The organism is Phocaeicola vulgatus ATCC 8482 (assembly GCF_000012825.1).
Taxonomy (GTDB): domain Bacteria; phylum Bacteroidota; class Bacteroidia; order Bacteroidales; family Bacteroidaceae; genus Phocaeicola; species Phocaeicola vulgatus.
Genome location: NC_009614.1, coordinates 1,796,038 through 1,811,472, shown reverse-complemented (window position 1 = coordinate 1,811,472; position 15,435 = coordinate 1,796,038). Strand labels below are relative to the sequence as shown.

Sequence of the window (15,435 nt, the reverse complement as noted above, 5' to 3'; positions counted from 1 at the left end):
CATCAAATTATTATTCTCCCAACTCGGCTTTTATCCAGTCGTAACCACGCTCTTCCAGTTCCAAAGCCAATTCAGGACCCGCAGTCTTCACAATACGTCCTTTATACAATACATGTACAATATCGGGTTTGATATAATCCAGCAACCGTTGATAGTGCGTAATGACGATACAACTTGTTTCGGGAGTCTTCAGTTTGTTCACACCCTCGGCTACAATACGCAACGCATCAATATCAAGACCGGAATCCGTTTCATCCAAAATGCTCAACTTAGGTTCCAGCATAGCCATCTGGAAGATCTCATTGCGCTTCTTCTCACCACCGCTGAATCCCTCGTTTACCGAACGGTTTGCCAATTTATTATCCAATTCCACCACAGCCCGCTTCTCGCGCATCAGCTTCAAGAACTCACTGGCTGTCAATGCAGGGAGGCCTTTATATTTACGCTGCTCGTTTACCGCCGCACGCATAAAGTTCACCATACTGACTCCGGGAATCTCCACCGGATATTGGAAAGACAAAAACAGACCTTCATGACTGCGATCCTCAGGACTCAAAGCCAACAAATCTTTTCCTTCAAAAGTCACCGAACCTTTCGTTACCTCAAAAGCCGGATTGCCTACCAACACAGACGAAAGGGTACTCTTTCCGGAACCGTTGGGTCCCATAATAGCATGAACTTCACCTTTCTTTATGCTTAGATTAATACCTTTCAATATTTCTTTGCCATTGACACTGGCATGTAAGTCTTTTATCTCTAACATAATTCTATTAAATTCTTAGTTCTTCATTTATCCTACACTTCCCTCTAGAGAAATAGCCAGCAGTTTCTGTGCCTCCACCGCAAACTCCATTGGAAGTTTATTCAGTACTTCTTTTGCATATCCATTGACAATCAACCCAATAGCATCTTCTGTAGGAATACCGCGCTGATTGCAATAAAACAACTGGTCTTCGCTGATCTTGCTGGTTGTCGCCTCATGTTCCACCACAGCTGTCTCGTTATGAATATCCATATATGGGAATGTATGAGCACCACACTGGCTCCCCAGCAACAAAGAATCACACTGACTGTAATTACGGGCATTGTCTGCTTTCTGAGCCACACGTACCAGACCACGATAAGAGTTCTGGCTCTTTCCGGCACTGATTCCTTTACTAACAATGGTACTACGGGTATTTCTGCCTAAATGAATCATTTTAGTCCCCGTATCAGCCTGCTGATAGTTATTCGTTACTGCCACCGAATAGAATTCAGCAGTAGAATTATCTCCACTCAGGATACAACTGGGATATTTCCAAGTAATGGCCGATCCGGTTTCCACCTGTGTCCAGCTTAATTTGCTATCCACTCCTTTGCAATGACCGCGTTTTGTCACAAAGTTATATACTCCTCCTTTGCCTTCGGCATCTCCCGGATACCAGTTCTGTACGGTAGAATATTTCACTTCCGCACGGTCGTGCACCACAATCTCCACTATGGCCGCATGTAATTGGTTCTCATCCCGCATAGGGGCCGTACATCCTTCCAGATAAGAAACATAACTATCATCATCCGCAACAATCAGTGTACGCTCAAACTGACCGGTATTGGCTGCATTGATACGGAAATAAGTGGAGAGTTCCATAGGACAACGCACTCCTTTCGGAATATATACAAACGATCCGTCACTGAATACTGCCGAGTTCAAGGCTGCAAAGAAATTATCCCGCGGCCCGACCACCGAACCCAGATATTTCTTCACCAAATCGGGATGCTCACGCACCGCTTCACTGAACGAACAAAAAATAATCCCTTTTTCCAACAAGGTTTCTTTAAATGTAGTCTTGACGGATACAGAGTCCATGACAGCATCTACTGCCATACCGCTCAACGCCATTTGCTCCTCCAAAGGAATACCTAATTTATTGAAAGTTTTAATCAACTCAGGATCTACCTCATCCATACTTTTCGGTCCTTCTTTTTTCTTTGTAGGGTCCGCATAATAGGATATAGCCTGATAATCTATTTCAGGGATAGTGAGGTGTGCCCATGCAGGCATCTCCATGGTCAACCAGTAGCGGTATGCTTTCAGGCGAAACTCCAGCAACCACTCCGGCTCGTTCTTCTTTGCAGAAATCAAGCGGATAACATCCTCATTCAATCCCCTTTCTATAATATCTGTGTGAACTTCTGTGGTGAAGCCATATTTGTACTTCTCCTGCGTCAGTTCTTTCACATATTTATTGGGTTCTTCTTGCATATCTATCTTATATTTCTATTAATTGTTCTGTTACATTCTTAAATACCGGAAAAAAGATACCGGACAAGTCCCTCATAGAATAATATAACACTGATTCCTTCTTTTTTGTTGCACTGATCATCTCATTGTTCGGATCTATATATTCTATCACATGAATAGCTAACCCTATCAGTATCATATACTTCAATGCTCCCAATCCGCTGCCTAACCAACGGTTCAGCCATCCCAGGTGCACAGCATCCAATGCTTTTGTCAACAAAGAGGCGACGAACGCAAAACCTAAAGGTACAGCTATCCAGATCAATATAAAAGCCAAGACCTGTGCTACAGTCGTCGAAGTACCTAGAACCGGCGCCAACCTTTCGGCAACAATGCCAAACAAGGCACGAGCCATCAGCAATCCGGCTATCAACCCTACAATAGACGCCATCTGCTTCACAAATCCTTTTATTAATCCCATAATGACACCCACACCAATCATAGCCAATATAATAATATCTATTGTCGCCATCTTTATCGTTATTACAAAAAGCAGTAATGCCATTCTGAACAAAGCGAAGAATCTGCCAGCCCACGCGCTGGGCGAGGTGCCAGATCCTTCGCTATGCTCAGGATGACATTACCATCTATATTCTCAGACTTCAGTGTATTACAAAGTCTGTTTAACCTCTACTTCTTCGTAAGCTTCAATAATATCACCGACCTTGATATCGTTACAGTTTGTCAGACTGATACCACATTCAAAGTTAGTACCTACTTCTTTCACATCATCCTTGAAACGCTTCAAAGCATTGATAGCACCGGTAAAGACTACAATACCATCACGAATCAAGCGTGCCTTATCAGAACGTTTCACCTTACCTGTCTTCACCATAGCACCGGCAACCAAACCGACCTTGGTAATATTGAAGACTTCACGCACTTCGATGGTTGCAGTAATCTGTTCCTTCAAAGTAGGTGCCAGCATACCTTCCATAGCAGCCTTCACTTCTTCAATCGCATCATAGATAACAGAATATTTGCGGATATCCACACCCTCCTGCTCAGCCAGTTTGCCGGCAGAACTTGAAGGACGAACCTGGAAACCTACAATAATAGCATCTGATGCAGCAGCCAAAGTCACATCCGACTCGGAAATCTGACCGACACCTTTGTGGATCACATTAACCTGTACCTGTTCTGTAGACAGTTTTATCAATGAGTCGCTCAACGCTTCGACAGAACCGTCCACGTCACCTTTAACAATCACATTCAGCTCATGGAAATCACCCAAAGCCAAACGACGGCCCACTTCATCCAATGTCAGCAGTTTCTGAGTACGCAAGCCCTGCTCACGCTGCAACTGTTCACGCTTGTTGGCAATGTCACGAGCCTCTTGTTCCGTATCAATCACATGGAAAGTATCACCTGCCGCAGGAGCACCGTTCAGTCCCAGAATCAATACCGGTTCGGAAGGACCGGCCTCCTTGATGCGCTGGTTACGTTCATTAAACATGGCTTTCACCTTACCATAACTAGTACCAGCCAAGACTATATCGCCCATTTTCAGCGTACCGTTTGCCACCAACATAGTAGCCACATAACCGCGTCCCTTATCCAACGACGATTCAATGATAGAACCGGTTGCCTTGCGGTCGGGATTAGCCTTCAAATCCAACATTTCAGCTTCCAGCAATACTTTTTCCAACAAATCGTGTACACCTGTACCTTTCTTTGCCGAAATATCTTGCGACTGATACTTACCACCCCACTCTTCCACCAGGAAGTTCATGGCAGCCAGTTCTTCCTTAATCTTATCCGGATTGGCGTGCGGCTTATCCACCTTATTAATAGCAAATACGATAGGCACACCGGCAGCCATAGCATGATTAATCGCCTCTTTGGTCTGCGGCATCACATTATCATCGGCAGCTACAATAATAATAGCAATATCCGTCACTTTCGCACCACGGGCACGCATGGCGGTAAATGCCTCGTGACCAGGAGTATCCAAGAATGTAATATGACGTCCGTCTTCCAATTTCACATTGTAAGCACCGATATGCTGGGTGATACCACCTGCCTCACCGGCAATTACATTTGCTTTACGAATATAGTCCAGTAATGAAGTCTTACCATGGTCAACATGTCCCATTACTGTCACAATCGGAGCACGCGGCTGCAAATCTTCTTCGTTATCTTCCTCTTCTGTAATAGCCTGTGCTACCTCAGCACTTACATATTCTGTCTTGTATCCGAATTCTTCCGCTACCAGGTTGATTGTCTCGGCATCCAGACGCTGATTGATAGAGACCATGATACCGATACTCATACAAGTAGCGATAACCTGAGTAACAGGAATATCCATCATACTTGCCAATTCGTTCGCAGTAACGAACTCGGTCAGTTTCAATATTTTGCTATCTTCCTGTTCCATCTCCTCCTGTTCCATCAGGCGGTTCTGAACATTTTCACGTTTCTCCTTACGATACTTGGCAGCCTTGTTCTTAGTCTTGTTAGTCAGACGTGCCAATGTTTCCTTAACCTGCTTTGCCACATCTTCATCACTAACTTCCGCTTTTACAACAGGTTTCTTGAAACGGTCTTTATTAAATTTGCCTCCACCCTGATTGTTATTGCCATTAGGTTTGGAGTTATTGTTCCTATTCGGTCTGTTAGCGTTATCGTTACGTTGGTTATTATTAGATGCTCCTCCAGCATTTGTTGTACCGGCAGCATTTATATCCACACGTTCCTTATTTATTCTATTGCGTTTTTTCTTCTTTGCGGCATCATCGTTAACCGAGTTTTTAGAAATCTTATCGTCTCCCTTACGGATTTCTTTGATAATAGCATCCTTCATCAGTTTACGCTGTTCCTGACGCTGCTTATCTTTCTCTTCTCTCTCTTTCCGTTTTTCTTCCTTCGATTTCTTTTTCGGACGGGTAGACTGATTCAATGCAGCCAGATCAATCTGACCTACTACATTAATTTTCGATTTAAATTCAGTAGGACGAATTTTAAATACATCGTCTTCTTCTTTTTCCTGAACGGGTGCTGCTTCGGGTGTTTCTTTTTCCATCTCTTTCACCTGGGGTGTCTTTTCTTCCGTCTTTTCAATTTTAGGCTCTTTCTTCTCTTCCAGAACTGGAGCAGGAGCAGGTTGAGGAGCAGGTTCCGGTTTCTTTTCCTCTACCACCACAGGCTTCGGCGTTTCCTTCTCGGGTTGGGGAGTTTCCTTCCTCTCAACCACCTTTTCCACCACGGGTTCTGCTTTCGGAGTTTGTTCAATAACTTTCGCAGCTGGTTCTACAACCTTTGGCGCAGTTTTCTTGTTCAAATTGTCCAGATCTATTTTACCCACTTGCTTCAGTTTGGGGCGTGCCTCTTCAGGAATAACAGTTTTCACCACCTCTTCTTTCTCTTTCTTAGATTCAAAACCTTCGATAGAGATAGAAGCTTTGTTGCGGTCCTTGTTCTGTCTTTCCTGACTAAATTTTTCAGACTCTATTTTTAAATTTTTATCTGTGCTGAACTCTTTCACAAGTACAGCATATTGTTCTTCGGTAATTTTCGCATTAGGACTAGCCTCAATGGTATAGCCCTTCTTCTGCAAGAATTCAACTACCGTCGTTATTCCTACATTTAAATCTCTTGTTACTTTGTTCAGTCTAATCGTCATACTCGTTTTTTAATTATTAACTACGAGCCGGGACTGAAGAGTTACTCTTCAAATTCAGCTCTTAAAACTCTCAACACGTCATCAACCGTGTTTTCTTCCAGGTCCGCTTTTTCTATCAACATCTCGCGCGGAGCATTCAATACAGCCTTGGCTGTATCCAATCCAATATTCTTGATGGCTGTGATAACCCACTCATCAATTTCATCCTTGAATTCATCAAGGTAGATATCCTCATCCATCGCGCTCTCATCCAATTCGCGGTACACATCAATCGTATATTCGGTAAGCATACTGGCGAGTTTGATATTCATTCCCCCCTTACCGATTGCCAAAGACACTTCTTCCGGTTTCAGATATACTTCTGCTTTTTTCTCCTCTTCGTGCAACACAATAGAAGAAATCTTAGCCGGACTCAACGCACGCTGAATGAACAACTGAATGTTAGAAGTATAGTTGATCACGTCGATATTTTCATTACGCAACTCACGCACAATACCGTGGATACGTGATCCTTTTACACCTACGCAGGCACCTACCGGGTCTATACGGTCGTCATACGACTCAACTGCTATCTTAGCACGTTCTCCGGGAATGCGCGCAATCTTCTTGATAGTGATCAACCCATCATTGATTTCGGGTACTTCCATTTCAAACAGGCGTTGCAAGAACACAGGTGAAGTACGGCTCAGAATAATCTTCGGATTATTATTTTTATTATCTACACGGGCCACTACGGCACGGGCAGTTTCGCCTTTACGGTAGAAGTCACTCGGAATCTGTTCAGTCTTGGGCAAAAGCAGTTCGTTGCCTTCATCATCCAGCAACAACATTTCTTTCTTCCATATCTGATAGACTTCCGCACTGATTACAGTACCCACCCTATCAATATATTTATTATACAAGCTATCTTTCTCCAGTTCTAAAATCTTCGATGCCAGTGTCTGACGCAAGTTCAGAATGGCACGGCGGCCAAACTTGGCAAAGATTACTTCATCGGTCACTTCCTCACCCACCTCATAAGACGCATCAATTTTCTGTGCCTCGGTCAATGAGATCTGCATATTGGGATTCGTCAAATCCTCATCTGCTACAACTTCACGGTTACGCCATATTTCAAAATCTCCCTTGTCAGGGTTCACAATAACGTCGTAATTTTCATCAGTGCCAAACATTTTCGCGATCACACTACGGAAAGACTCTTCGAGTACACTCACCATAGTTGTTCTATCAATATTCTTTAATTCCTTAAATTCCGAAAATGTATCAATCAAGCTGATTGTTTCTTCTTTTTTGGCCATAATTATTTAAAACTAATTAAGTATTTAGTGTATTTTATCTCATCATATGCAAAAGTAATATCCTCCTCTACCAGTTTGGGGCGTTTGGCTCCTTCCGGTTTCACTTTCTTTTCAATGGTTACGGTAAAGTTCTCTTCATTTGCATCCTTCAATACACCTTCCAGCTTCTTTCCCTCTTTAGTCAGGATTTCCACCTCCTTACCAATGTGTATCAAGTACTGTTGCAATACCTTGAAAGGTTGTCCTATACCGGCCGAACCCACTTCCAGTTCATAATCCTCTTCTTCACGGTCCAGTTTAGACTCAATATAGCGGCTAAGTTCTACACAATCGTCAATCCATACTCCCTCGGCATGGTCAATTTCTACCACAATTTTGTCATCCGGGCTCACCGTGACATCTACCAAAAAGTAATCTTTACCTTCCAGCCACTCGTCAACAATCCGGGTTACTACATTTTTATCTATCATTTATTCACTATTAAGAACAAAAAAAGGGCTTAATCAAGCCCCACCATTCATCCATTTCGGTGCAAAGATACAAATTATCTACCAGTGCTACAAAATATTCTATTAAAAAATTGTAGTTTTGCAGAAACTTATAACACTATGGATAAAAACAGTTTAAATACGAACAAGCAGTTCATGATAGGTAACGGTATGCTGGCTTTTGGAGTCTTTGCCGTTATTATCATTTTTTTGTATATGTCCTTCCGTTTCCAACGCAAGGCTGACAAAGTACAGACTTATGAAGGAGTCTACAACATAGAACTGACTAACAGTTTTGCCGGAGACAGTATAGCGGTATATCTAAATGACAGTCTGCTACTGGACCAAACCATGCCCGACGCCAACCTGAAAGTGGAGATAAAACGCTTTGCCGAAGATAATGTACTGATGGTCGTAGATAACAAAACAGACAAGACCACACCTTTCAACCTGAATCCGGAAGGTAGCCGGGTAGAGGTTAAAAAGAGTGGAGATGTAATTTATATCTTGGAAAGAGAAGCCGATTCCCTTTTGGAATAAAGGGAAACAGCGACAAAGCCGATCAATACGATAAAGACACCCACCAAAGCCGGATACCGATAACCCAATCCGGCATCTATGGGTAGCCCACCGGCATAAGCACCAATGGCATTGCCCAAATTAAAAGCGACTTGCACACAGGCCGCTCCCATCATTTCTCCTCCGCGTGAATTCCGGAGTAACAATAATTGTTGTGGAGCCGAAACAGCAAACAATCCTGCCGTACATATACACATCAATATTACTGCCAACCAAGAAACAGAAGCCGCAAAGAAAATGGCAAGCAAACCGGAAGCCATAATAACCTGTGTATATTTTACCACACGGGCAGCCCCATACTGATCAGAAAACTTTCCACCCATCAAGTTTCCTACAGTCATGCTAAGACCTGCCAACACCATAATGAAAGTCATACTGTTTTCACTGAAACCTGCCACGTGCGTCATCAAAGGAGTGACATAGCTATACCAACAAAAGATGCCTCCGTTTCCGAACATGGTCGTAATTATCAACAACCATGGAGCCAGATTCTTCAAAAAACGGAACTGCCCTTTCAAACCTGTATCTGGCAAAGCAGGCAGTGAAGGAACCCATTTCCAAATATAGAACAAAGTAATCAGTCCCCATACTCCATTAAAGAGAAAAGGAATACGCCAGGACATTATATTACTCATAAATGTGCCTAAGGGGACACCAAAAAGATTGGCAATCGTCATACCCGACACCATCAATGCCACTGCCTGCGAACTTTTTCCTTTATCAGCCACTCTTTCCGCCACAATGGAACCAACCCCAAAGAAGGCGCCATGAGGCAATCCGGAAATAAAACGCATCATCAACATCATCCAATAATTCACTGAAGCGGCAGCACACAAATTACCACAAATATAAATAACCATCAAACCTAACAGAATATGTTTCAGCGGACGGGTACGAGCCACCAAAACCATCCCCGGTGCTCCTACGCACACACCTAGTGCATAAGCCGAAATAAAATGTCCTGCTTGCGGAATACTTATATGCAAATCCTTCGCTACATCGGGCAAAATGCCCATCATTACAAACTCGGCAATGCCCAATCCCAATGTGCCGAACGCCAAAGCCGTCAAACTCTTCTTCATACCTGAATAAAAACAATCCATTAATTAAAAAACGTACAAAAATAATTGTTATGTTTTCAGATATAAGTGTTTTTAGCACACTTTTATAAGAAAAGGAATGATTACTTGCTTTATGTCAATTTATTGTTGCCACATGCAAAAGAGGTCAAACATTTTAGCTTCACGTTCAGAAGTTAAAAAGAACAAACAAACTTCCCTACAAAGCCATGCTTACTAATCAACATTCACACTAAACAAACCTTTGCTTCCTGCTCCATTATCAACATCCCGTAAACTCTGATTGATTTTACATTCAGCACTTTTCAGCTTAGTACTTTTATACGAAAACAAGCCTTTGCTTCCTGCTCCGCTAGCGACAGCATTTGAACTTTTCGTTATTATACACCTATCACTCAATTCATAACCGTAATCCGGCTGAGTGCTTTCACCCACCCGAACATCTACAATTTCTTGTGTCTTCATAATTATAAACATTTAGTATATTAAGATAATTCTTTGTCTAAATAACACAAAATAAATTCGTTTCTCGCTTGCAATATTTCTGCAAAACTGTTTTTTACTATATTCACGTTCGGTAAAGCGATCTTATCAAGATACTTATAATGAATATCATCTGCACAGGATATAATGTAACCATCATGAGTAACGACCAATTCATTAAGGAATGGAATGCTGAGTAAAGGATAACTAAACTCCAACACCTTATTTCCCCTCTGATATTTCATTTTATTGCCTCTGTATACATATTCCTCTATTTTTCCGGTTAATATATTTTCTTTCAGAAACAGTTCATACGCCATTGCTTTCGTCATACAAATCCTTATATCAATAGCATCCGGACTGTTATCATTATTCATAAAATCAAGACAGAGTGAAACAAAACCAAGCAAGGATTCACACGACAAACTTTTCAATGGTTTCATTTCAAATGGTGAATAATACATGATAGGAGCAAAATTAAATTTATCAACTCCTAATTTCCAATATGCAAGCAACATGGATAATAAATCAGCTCCATTATCATCAAAAATAGTAGAAGTAATGTTTATTTTATCTCGATGCTCCACATTTTCAATCAACTCATAAACCGTATTGTATCCATTCTCACCCCTTATCAAATCATTGTATTTTCCAGAGCCCTCAAGACTAATTTCAAGGTATGAGATGTTGGTTGCAAGAACTTCGTCATACCCCTGAATATCCATACTCATTCCATTTGAAACAACTCCATAAAATATTCTCCTATCTTCTTTATATTCCGCTAAAAGATTCAGGATATCAAAGATTCTATTATCCAAAAAAGATTCTTTACCCGAAAAATGAAAATGTTTCATACCCATTCCAATAGCTTCATCAAGAAAACTTCTCCATCTTGCCAAAGAAACCGACTCTGATATGGGCCGGGCATCTCCAAAATAACAATGCCTACATTTCAGATTACATTTATTACTGACGAATGAATCTATAATCATAGGTTCATTCTGCCGCAGCTTGGCATCTATATGTTCCATAAAAGATGCCTTATCTATATATTTTTTCAGATTTCCAATCATCTGGCAACTTCGTAATACAATATATAAGTAGAATTCATTAACGGATTATCTTCTTCATAAGATATCGTATCTGTGATTTCGGACATATCAACGTCCAAAATCAACTGGGCCTTATCCATACCGACTTTATATTTATATATACTTGCCGATTTAAAACCTATATCTTCTTTACATTCCAAAGACATTTTCAGATGTTTCACCGTACCAGCCAAAAAATTAGGCAATGTAGTATAGTCGCAATCTGTAACATTCAACATATTAGGCCAGCACCATTCAATCATCAAATCAACAATACTACCGGGACTTTTTACTTTGCCATAAGAAACAACAACCTGCTTCAACAAAGAATCCTGTCCGTTATCAGCAATTCTTGCACATAATTTTTTCTGCTTCCCACCAACACGCTCGAACGCTTGTATGTTTATATCTTCAAAGTTAACAATGGTATCACCTGCCACCAGCAGTTGGAATGTACTGATTTTATGCGAAACAACACCTCTTATATTTAATCGGACAAAGGAATCTCTCTTGTTTCCCATACCTCTTTTTTCTATTGTATTCTTTATCTCTATTGAATCAATATCAATGTTATTCTGTATATATTCCCCCAATTCATTGTATAAATACTCTGTGGTCAAGAAAAAGCGTCCTTTGAATGGCACAATTTTCATCATTTCCTGCAATGAACGAATCATTGCATCTTGCTCGTTCAATTTAACATTCAATACTTCCACCCTTTGACTCATCGATTTGTACCGTTCCCTCAACATAGCAAAAATAATAGTCAGGCATACAAATACATATACTACCCACGCAGGAAACGAAAGCAAAATTGATTTAATATCAAGATCAGGCTGCGTAAATAGTTGCAAAGCCTGTATAACCCCACCCAGTGTTGCAAAGCCGCCAAATGTCTTTATACCTAAGTTGTACAAGTATAATCTATTTTCCATATTGTGGTTTGTCTGTTTCTAGTTGCTTTAACTCATTATTCAAAATGTCTATTTCTCTCTGTATATCGTTCCATTCCAAACGCCCAGTTGTCATCTTCTGCTTTAACTTCAAATCCCTGATTTTTTTCTTTATCTCTTCTATTTTATTCATGGTATATACAATTTATTGATTACAAATTCAATGAACAGACTCTAAGCGGGAAAGAAACAAACTATTCTTCAGAGTCATTTCCTTTAAAAAAAGCGGGGAAAGAAACGCCCGTTGCCGGATACGTATGCTTTCCCCGCTTGAAAGAGATAGTGTCACCTTTTTCAAATATCAATCATCAAGGTGAATGATTACTGAACCGGGTATGCTTTTACTGTTACTGTGAATGAAGCGTATACAGTTGCATTTGTGCCATCTGCATTAGTTACAGTCAACTTAACAGGAACAACGACATTTGTATCTACTGTGATTCTCTTCTGAGCTGTAACTACAATATCATTCTTCTCAGAAACTTCAACCTTAATCAAGTCAGAAGCAAATGTCTTGTCAGTACCATCTACCAATGCATCAAATCCTACAACAACCACTTTATCATCAGCAACAAATTTACCTCCTGCATTAGTTACCTTATAGAAGTTGACAATTCCTGCTTTAGAATCAGCTTTTTCTGCATAGAATACTTTATCGCTGTTAGCATCTTCGGCATTACCTGAAACAAGTGAGAAACTTGCCTTTGCCATATCAGCAATATAAGTCTTAGAATCCACAAACTTAACCTTGAATGCTGGCATATCATATGAACGACCACCCAAGTAAGTAACTTTCAAGCCTTTCACATCATAAGCTGTATTAGCCTTAGCGTCAGCACCCATTGTCAAGACTGTTCCGCTAACAGTCAATTCCTTAGCAGCCTTCAAGCCTGTATAGTCAATAGCAGCACCGTCCTTAACAGAAATCATAGTGCTCAAATCGATTGATGTTCCATCAATTACAGTCAAAACACCATTTGCATAGAATGCTGGATCGAATGTATACTGACTAGTGATTTCAGCAGTAGTCGGGTTAGCGATAGTGAACGGAATAACAATAGTCTGAGTTTCTTTTGTTCCATTTTCACCATTGATCTCTACGGTAATCTTAGCAGTATACACACCATTGCCCAACATAATTTCACCATAGTTATTAACAAAGTTGATTCCTAATTTTGCGATGTCTGCATTATTAGTAGCTTCCGTCTTACCATCTTTCTTCAGTTTTGTAAACCCAGCAATCAAACCAGATACAACATCGACAGTTTCTTCCTTACCGGTAGATTCATCTGTATAAACAAACGAAACATTGGCATTATTAAGAAGCATTCTAGCATCAGCATTCCAAAGAATACGGTCAGCTTCAGACATCTTATCGAAATAAGCAGCAAGATCTACTACCAACTTCTGATCTTCAACCTTAGCTGTTGCAATATGAGCTTGTTCTGCCAATGTAATAGTTGATTCAGCAGCTTCTTCACTAAATTGAACATAAACGCCTTCAGTTTTCATAATCTTACCAGTCACATCCAGTGTATGTACAACAAACGGAAGAGAATACTTAGCATTTGCACTACAAGAGATAGTCAAACCATCAGTTTTAATACCATATTTAATAGAGTCTGCCTTGGCATTAGCATATGTTTTAGTATCCATAGTCAAGAAAGCATCATACAGTTTATCCGCATTTTCTCCATTAACTTTCAATGTACCAGTCTTACCTGGTTCAATACGGTTATTGGGGGTATTATTCTTCTTGTTAATATAGAAAGACCAAGAATCTATAGATTCAGGTTTCTCTATAATCAATGAGGTTTCATAAGTAGAACGTACTTTATCACTTGCTACCAGTGCCAAAGCAGGACGTTTTCCATCTACTTCACTGTATGCTTTTACGATTTCATCAGTAATTGTTTCAATAGAGAAAGGAATTTGGTACAAGCCATTTGCTGAAACAGCAGCTCTAGTGTACAAACCTTCGTATGCAACCGCAGCACCTAAAGTTACAGGAGCTTCCTCATTCTTAGAATTAACCAATTTCAATGCAGTTTTAGAAAGATCATAGTTGTTAGGAGCAACCTGGACCATCAAAGAGTCATCAGAATAAGTGATCATATAATCACCTTTAGCAGGAGCACCTTTAGGACCTTCCCATGCCTGAAGAGCTTTATCAGCAGTAGCGATAGAATAGTAGATAGTCAAATCTTTATTACTTAGCATAGCAATCTGAGCCAAACCTTCAGTCATCGGCAAACGGACAGTCTGTTCATCCTTTCCATTTGCATCGAAAATGTGCATAACAATATAATTAGGATCTGTTGCATCTTCTTGATAGTAAGGTACACCTACAACAGCAGGAGTATCAACCGTTACTTTTTCAAATGCAGTACCATTCCACAGATACCAACCATCTTCCCTCTTTTCAACTTCTTTCTGACCGTCTTTACCGTCAACAGCTTCAGCCTTTACTGTGGTTTTTTCACCGTTGCAAGCCCAATAGCCATCAATGATTGTCCATTCAGCACCATCTTTACCGGCTTCACCCTTATCACCTTTGATACCAGTAATAGTAGTAGAAGAACCGTCACTCATTGTCACAGTAAAACCATCGGCAGTAGGAGTTATTGATTTTACAAAAGCACCATCACCAATCTTCTTCTGAAGGTCTGCGACAGTTGCTTCAACACCGTCCAATTTCTGATTAATCTGGTCAATGTCATCATCATAGTCTTTACAAGACACAAATGTTCCCGTTGACGAAACCATCAAGGCTCCGAACAGGATTGCACTTAAAAACTTTTTGTTCATAATAGAAAAACTTTAAATTTATAAATTTAAAAAACTAAAATTGATTATACATATTAATCTCATTATTAATATCTTAGTTCGTTTATTACCTGTAGTTCCCGTTTCCTCCTTTCCCGTGACTGATAAGACAAAGGTGACACACCCGCAACCTTACTGAAAGCTGAATAGAAAGCGCTTTTAGAAGCGAAACCGCAACTACGAGGCAAGTCATTCAATGCACAACGACCGAAACTAAGAAGCTCCTTGGCATATTCCACACGATAGCCGTTCACAAGCTCCTTCAAGTTACAGCCAAAGTATTTGTTTACTACATTACTCAGGTAGGTCTGGTTTGTTTCAAGCAAATCGCTCAGTTTTTTCAGCGAAAGCGAAGTGTCAAGGAATATCTGACGTATCTCAAGCTGGTACAATATAGCTTTATATATACGGCAGTCCACTTTACGAATATTCGCTTCCTTGCCGACAAACTCCTCCTCCCAATGCCGCTGGGCGGCCTTGAAAAGCAAGTTCTTCTGCCGCTCGGAAACGGCGCTACTTCGTTTACGTCTTAGAAATAGATATTCCATCTGCTCTATGTTAATTTCATTCATTCTCATCGCTTCAAAGACATACTTTATCATATAATAAAGGAACTTAAAAACGACATTTTCTATAGATCTCTTACCAAGAGATCTATAGAAAGTAACTAATGAACAATATATCAACATATTATATCCTATTTCAAATAGGATAAAGGAGTATAAAAATGGACTT

At 40.4% G+C, this 15,435-nt stretch carries 14 protein-coding genes; 1 reads left to right on the top strand and 13 read right to left on the bottom strand.

The window, feature by feature from the left end; genetic code table 11:
- Window positions 1-10: 10 nt before the first annotated feature.
- From sufC to rimP, 6 genes are all read right to left on the bottom strand, one after another.
- Window positions 11-763, bottom strand: coding sequence for a Fe-S cluster assembly ATPase SufC (gene sufC / locus BVU_RS06875; RefSeq protein WP_005838860.1), 753 nt, complete (start codon window positions 761-763; stop codon window positions 11-13).
- A gap of 27 nt (window positions 764-790) precedes the next feature.
- Window positions 791-2,242: a Fe-S cluster assembly protein SufB gene (gene sufB / locus BVU_RS06870; protein WP_005838858.1), complete on the bottom strand. Its 1,452-nt coding sequence runs from the start codon at window positions 2,240-2,242 to the stop codon at window positions 791-793.
- 7 nt (window positions 2,243-2,249) lie between these two features.
- Entirely contained in the window at window positions 2,250-2,753 is a 504-nt protein-coding gene (locus tag BVU_RS06865) for a CvpA family protein (protein WP_005849667.1), read from the bottom strand.
- A 138-nt stretch (window positions 2,754-2,891) separates the two neighbouring features.
- Window positions 2,892-5,903, bottom strand: coding sequence for a translation initiation factor IF-2 (gene infB, locus BVU_RS06860; RefSeq protein WP_011965153.1), 3,012 nt, complete (start codon window positions 5,901-5,903; stop codon window positions 2,892-2,894).
- A gap of 41 nt (window positions 5,904-5,944) precedes the next feature.
- The gene (gene nusA / locus BVU_RS06855; RefSeq protein WP_005838852.1) at window positions 5,945-7,201 is read right to left on the bottom strand and encodes a transcription termination factor NusA; all 1,257 of its coding nucleotides are present in this window, start codon (window positions 7,199-7,201) and stop codon (window positions 5,945-5,947) included.
- A gap of 2 nt (window positions 7,202-7,203) precedes the next feature.
- Window positions 7,204-7,671, bottom strand: a complete 468-nt coding sequence (rimP, locus tag BVU_RS06850; protein ID WP_005838850.1) for a ribosome assembly cofactor RimP — start codon at window positions 7,669-7,671, stop codon at window positions 7,204-7,206.
- 138 nt (window positions 7,672-7,809) lie between these two features.
- Between rimP and BVU_RS06845 the strand changes: the two genes are divergently transcribed.
- Window positions 7,810-8,229, top strand: coding sequence for a hypothetical protein (locus BVU_RS06845; RefSeq protein ID WP_005838848.1), 420 nt, complete (start codon window positions 7,810-7,812; stop codon window positions 8,227-8,229).
- Here BVU_RS06845 and araJ read toward each other — a convergent pair.
- From araJ to BVU_RS06815, 7 genes are all read right to left on the bottom strand, one after another.
- Entirely contained in the window at window positions 8,190-9,350 is a 1,161-nt protein-coding gene (araJ, locus tag BVU_RS06840) for an MFS transporter AraJ (protein ID WP_011965152.1), read from the bottom strand. The two genes, BVU_RS06845 and araJ, sit on opposite strands and share 40 nt — an antisense overlap.
- Window positions 9,351-9,563: 213 nt before the next feature.
- Window positions 9,564-9,812, bottom strand: a complete 249-nt coding sequence (locus BVU_RS06835; RefSeq protein WP_005838844.1) for a hypothetical protein — start codon at window positions 9,810-9,812, stop codon at window positions 9,564-9,566.
- A 20-nt stretch (window positions 9,813-9,832) separates the two neighbouring features.
- Window positions 9,833-10,903, bottom strand: a complete 1,071-nt coding sequence (locus BVU_RS06830) for a radical SAM protein (protein ID WP_005838842.1) — start codon at window positions 10,901-10,903, stop codon at window positions 9,833-9,835.
- The gene (locus BVU_RS06825) at window positions 10,900-11,856 is read right to left on the bottom strand and encodes a hypothetical protein (protein ID WP_011965150.1); all 957 of its coding nucleotides are present in this window, start codon (window positions 11,854-11,856) and stop codon (window positions 10,900-10,902) included. Before BVU_RS06825 ends, BVU_RS06830 begins: the two co-directional genes overlap by 4 nt.
- Window positions 11,846-12,007 carry a hypothetical protein gene (locus tag BVU_RS22505; protein ID WP_005849674.1) on the bottom strand — a complete coding sequence of 54 codons (162 nt, stop codon included), beginning with the start codon at window positions 12,005-12,007 and terminating at the stop codon, window positions 11,846-11,848. The genes BVU_RS06825 and BVU_RS22505 overlap by 11 nt, the downstream gene beginning before the upstream one ends.
- 188 nt (window positions 12,008-12,195) lie before the next feature.
- Window positions 12,196-14,682 (bottom strand): hypothetical protein, encoded by a 2,487-nt coding sequence (locus tag BVU_RS06820; RefSeq protein ID WP_011965149.1) that lies wholly within the window; start codon window positions 14,680-14,682, stop codon window positions 12,196-12,198.
- A 65-nt stretch (window positions 14,683-14,747) separates the two neighbouring features.
- Window positions 14,748-15,248, bottom strand: a complete 501-nt coding sequence (locus BVU_RS06815; RefSeq protein ID WP_032934128.1) for a helix-turn-helix domain-containing protein — start codon at window positions 15,246-15,248, stop codon at window positions 14,748-14,750.
- Between the last annotated feature and the right edge of the window lie 187 nt (window positions 15,249-15,435).

Bases quoted from the DNA above. Each gene is read 5' to 3' on its own strand.
- sufC (WP_005838860.1), bottom strand. From the start codon at position 763: ATGTTAGAGATAAAAGACTTACATGCCAGTGTCAATGGCAAAGAAATA.
- sufB (WP_005838858.1), bottom strand. From the start codon at position 2,242: ATGCAAGAAGAACCCAATAAATATGTGAAAGAACTGACGCAGGAGAAG.
- BVU_RS06865 (WP_005849667.1), bottom strand. From the start codon at position 2,753: ATGGCGACAATAGATATTATTATATTGGCTATGATTGGTGTGGGTGTC.
- infB (WP_011965153.1), bottom strand. From the start codon at position 5,903: ATGACGATTAGACTGAACAAAGTAACAAGAGATTTAAATGTAGGAATA.
- nusA (WP_005838852.1), bottom strand. From the start codon at position 7,201: ATGGCCAAAAAAGAAGAAACAATCAGCTTGATTGATACATTTTCGGAA.
- rimP (WP_005838850.1), bottom strand. From the start codon at position 7,671: ATGATAGATAAAAATGTAGTAACCCGGATTGTTGACGAGTGGCTGGAA.
- BVU_RS06845 (WP_005838848.1), top strand. From the start codon at position 7,810: ATGGATAAAAACAGTTTAAATACGAACAAGCAGTTCATGATAGGTAAC.
- araJ (WP_011965152.1), bottom strand. From the start codon at position 9,350: ATGAAGAAGAGTTTGACGGCTTTGGCGTTCGGCACATTGGGATTGGGC.
- BVU_RS06835 (WP_005838844.1), bottom strand. From the start codon at position 9,812: ATGAAGACACAAGAAATTGTAGATGTTCGGGTGGGTGAAAGCACTCAG.
- BVU_RS06830 (WP_005838842.1), bottom strand. From the start codon at position 10,903: ATGATTGGAAATCTGAAAAAATATATAGATAAGGCATCTTTTATGGAA.
- BVU_RS06825 (WP_011965150.1), bottom strand. From the start codon at position 11,856: ATGGAAAATAGATTATACTTGTACAACTTAGGTATAAAGACATTTGGC.
- BVU_RS22505 (WP_005849674.1), bottom strand. From the start codon at position 12,007: ATGAATAAAATAGAAGAGATAAAGAAAAAAATCAGGGATTTGAAGTTA.
- BVU_RS06820 (WP_011965149.1), bottom strand. From the start codon at position 14,682: ATGAACAAAAAGTTTTTAAGTGCAATCCTGTTCGGAGCCTTGATGGTT.
- BVU_RS06815 (WP_032934128.1), bottom strand. From the start codon at position 15,248: ATGGAATATCTATTTCTAAGACGTAAACGAAGTAGCGCCGTTTCCGAG.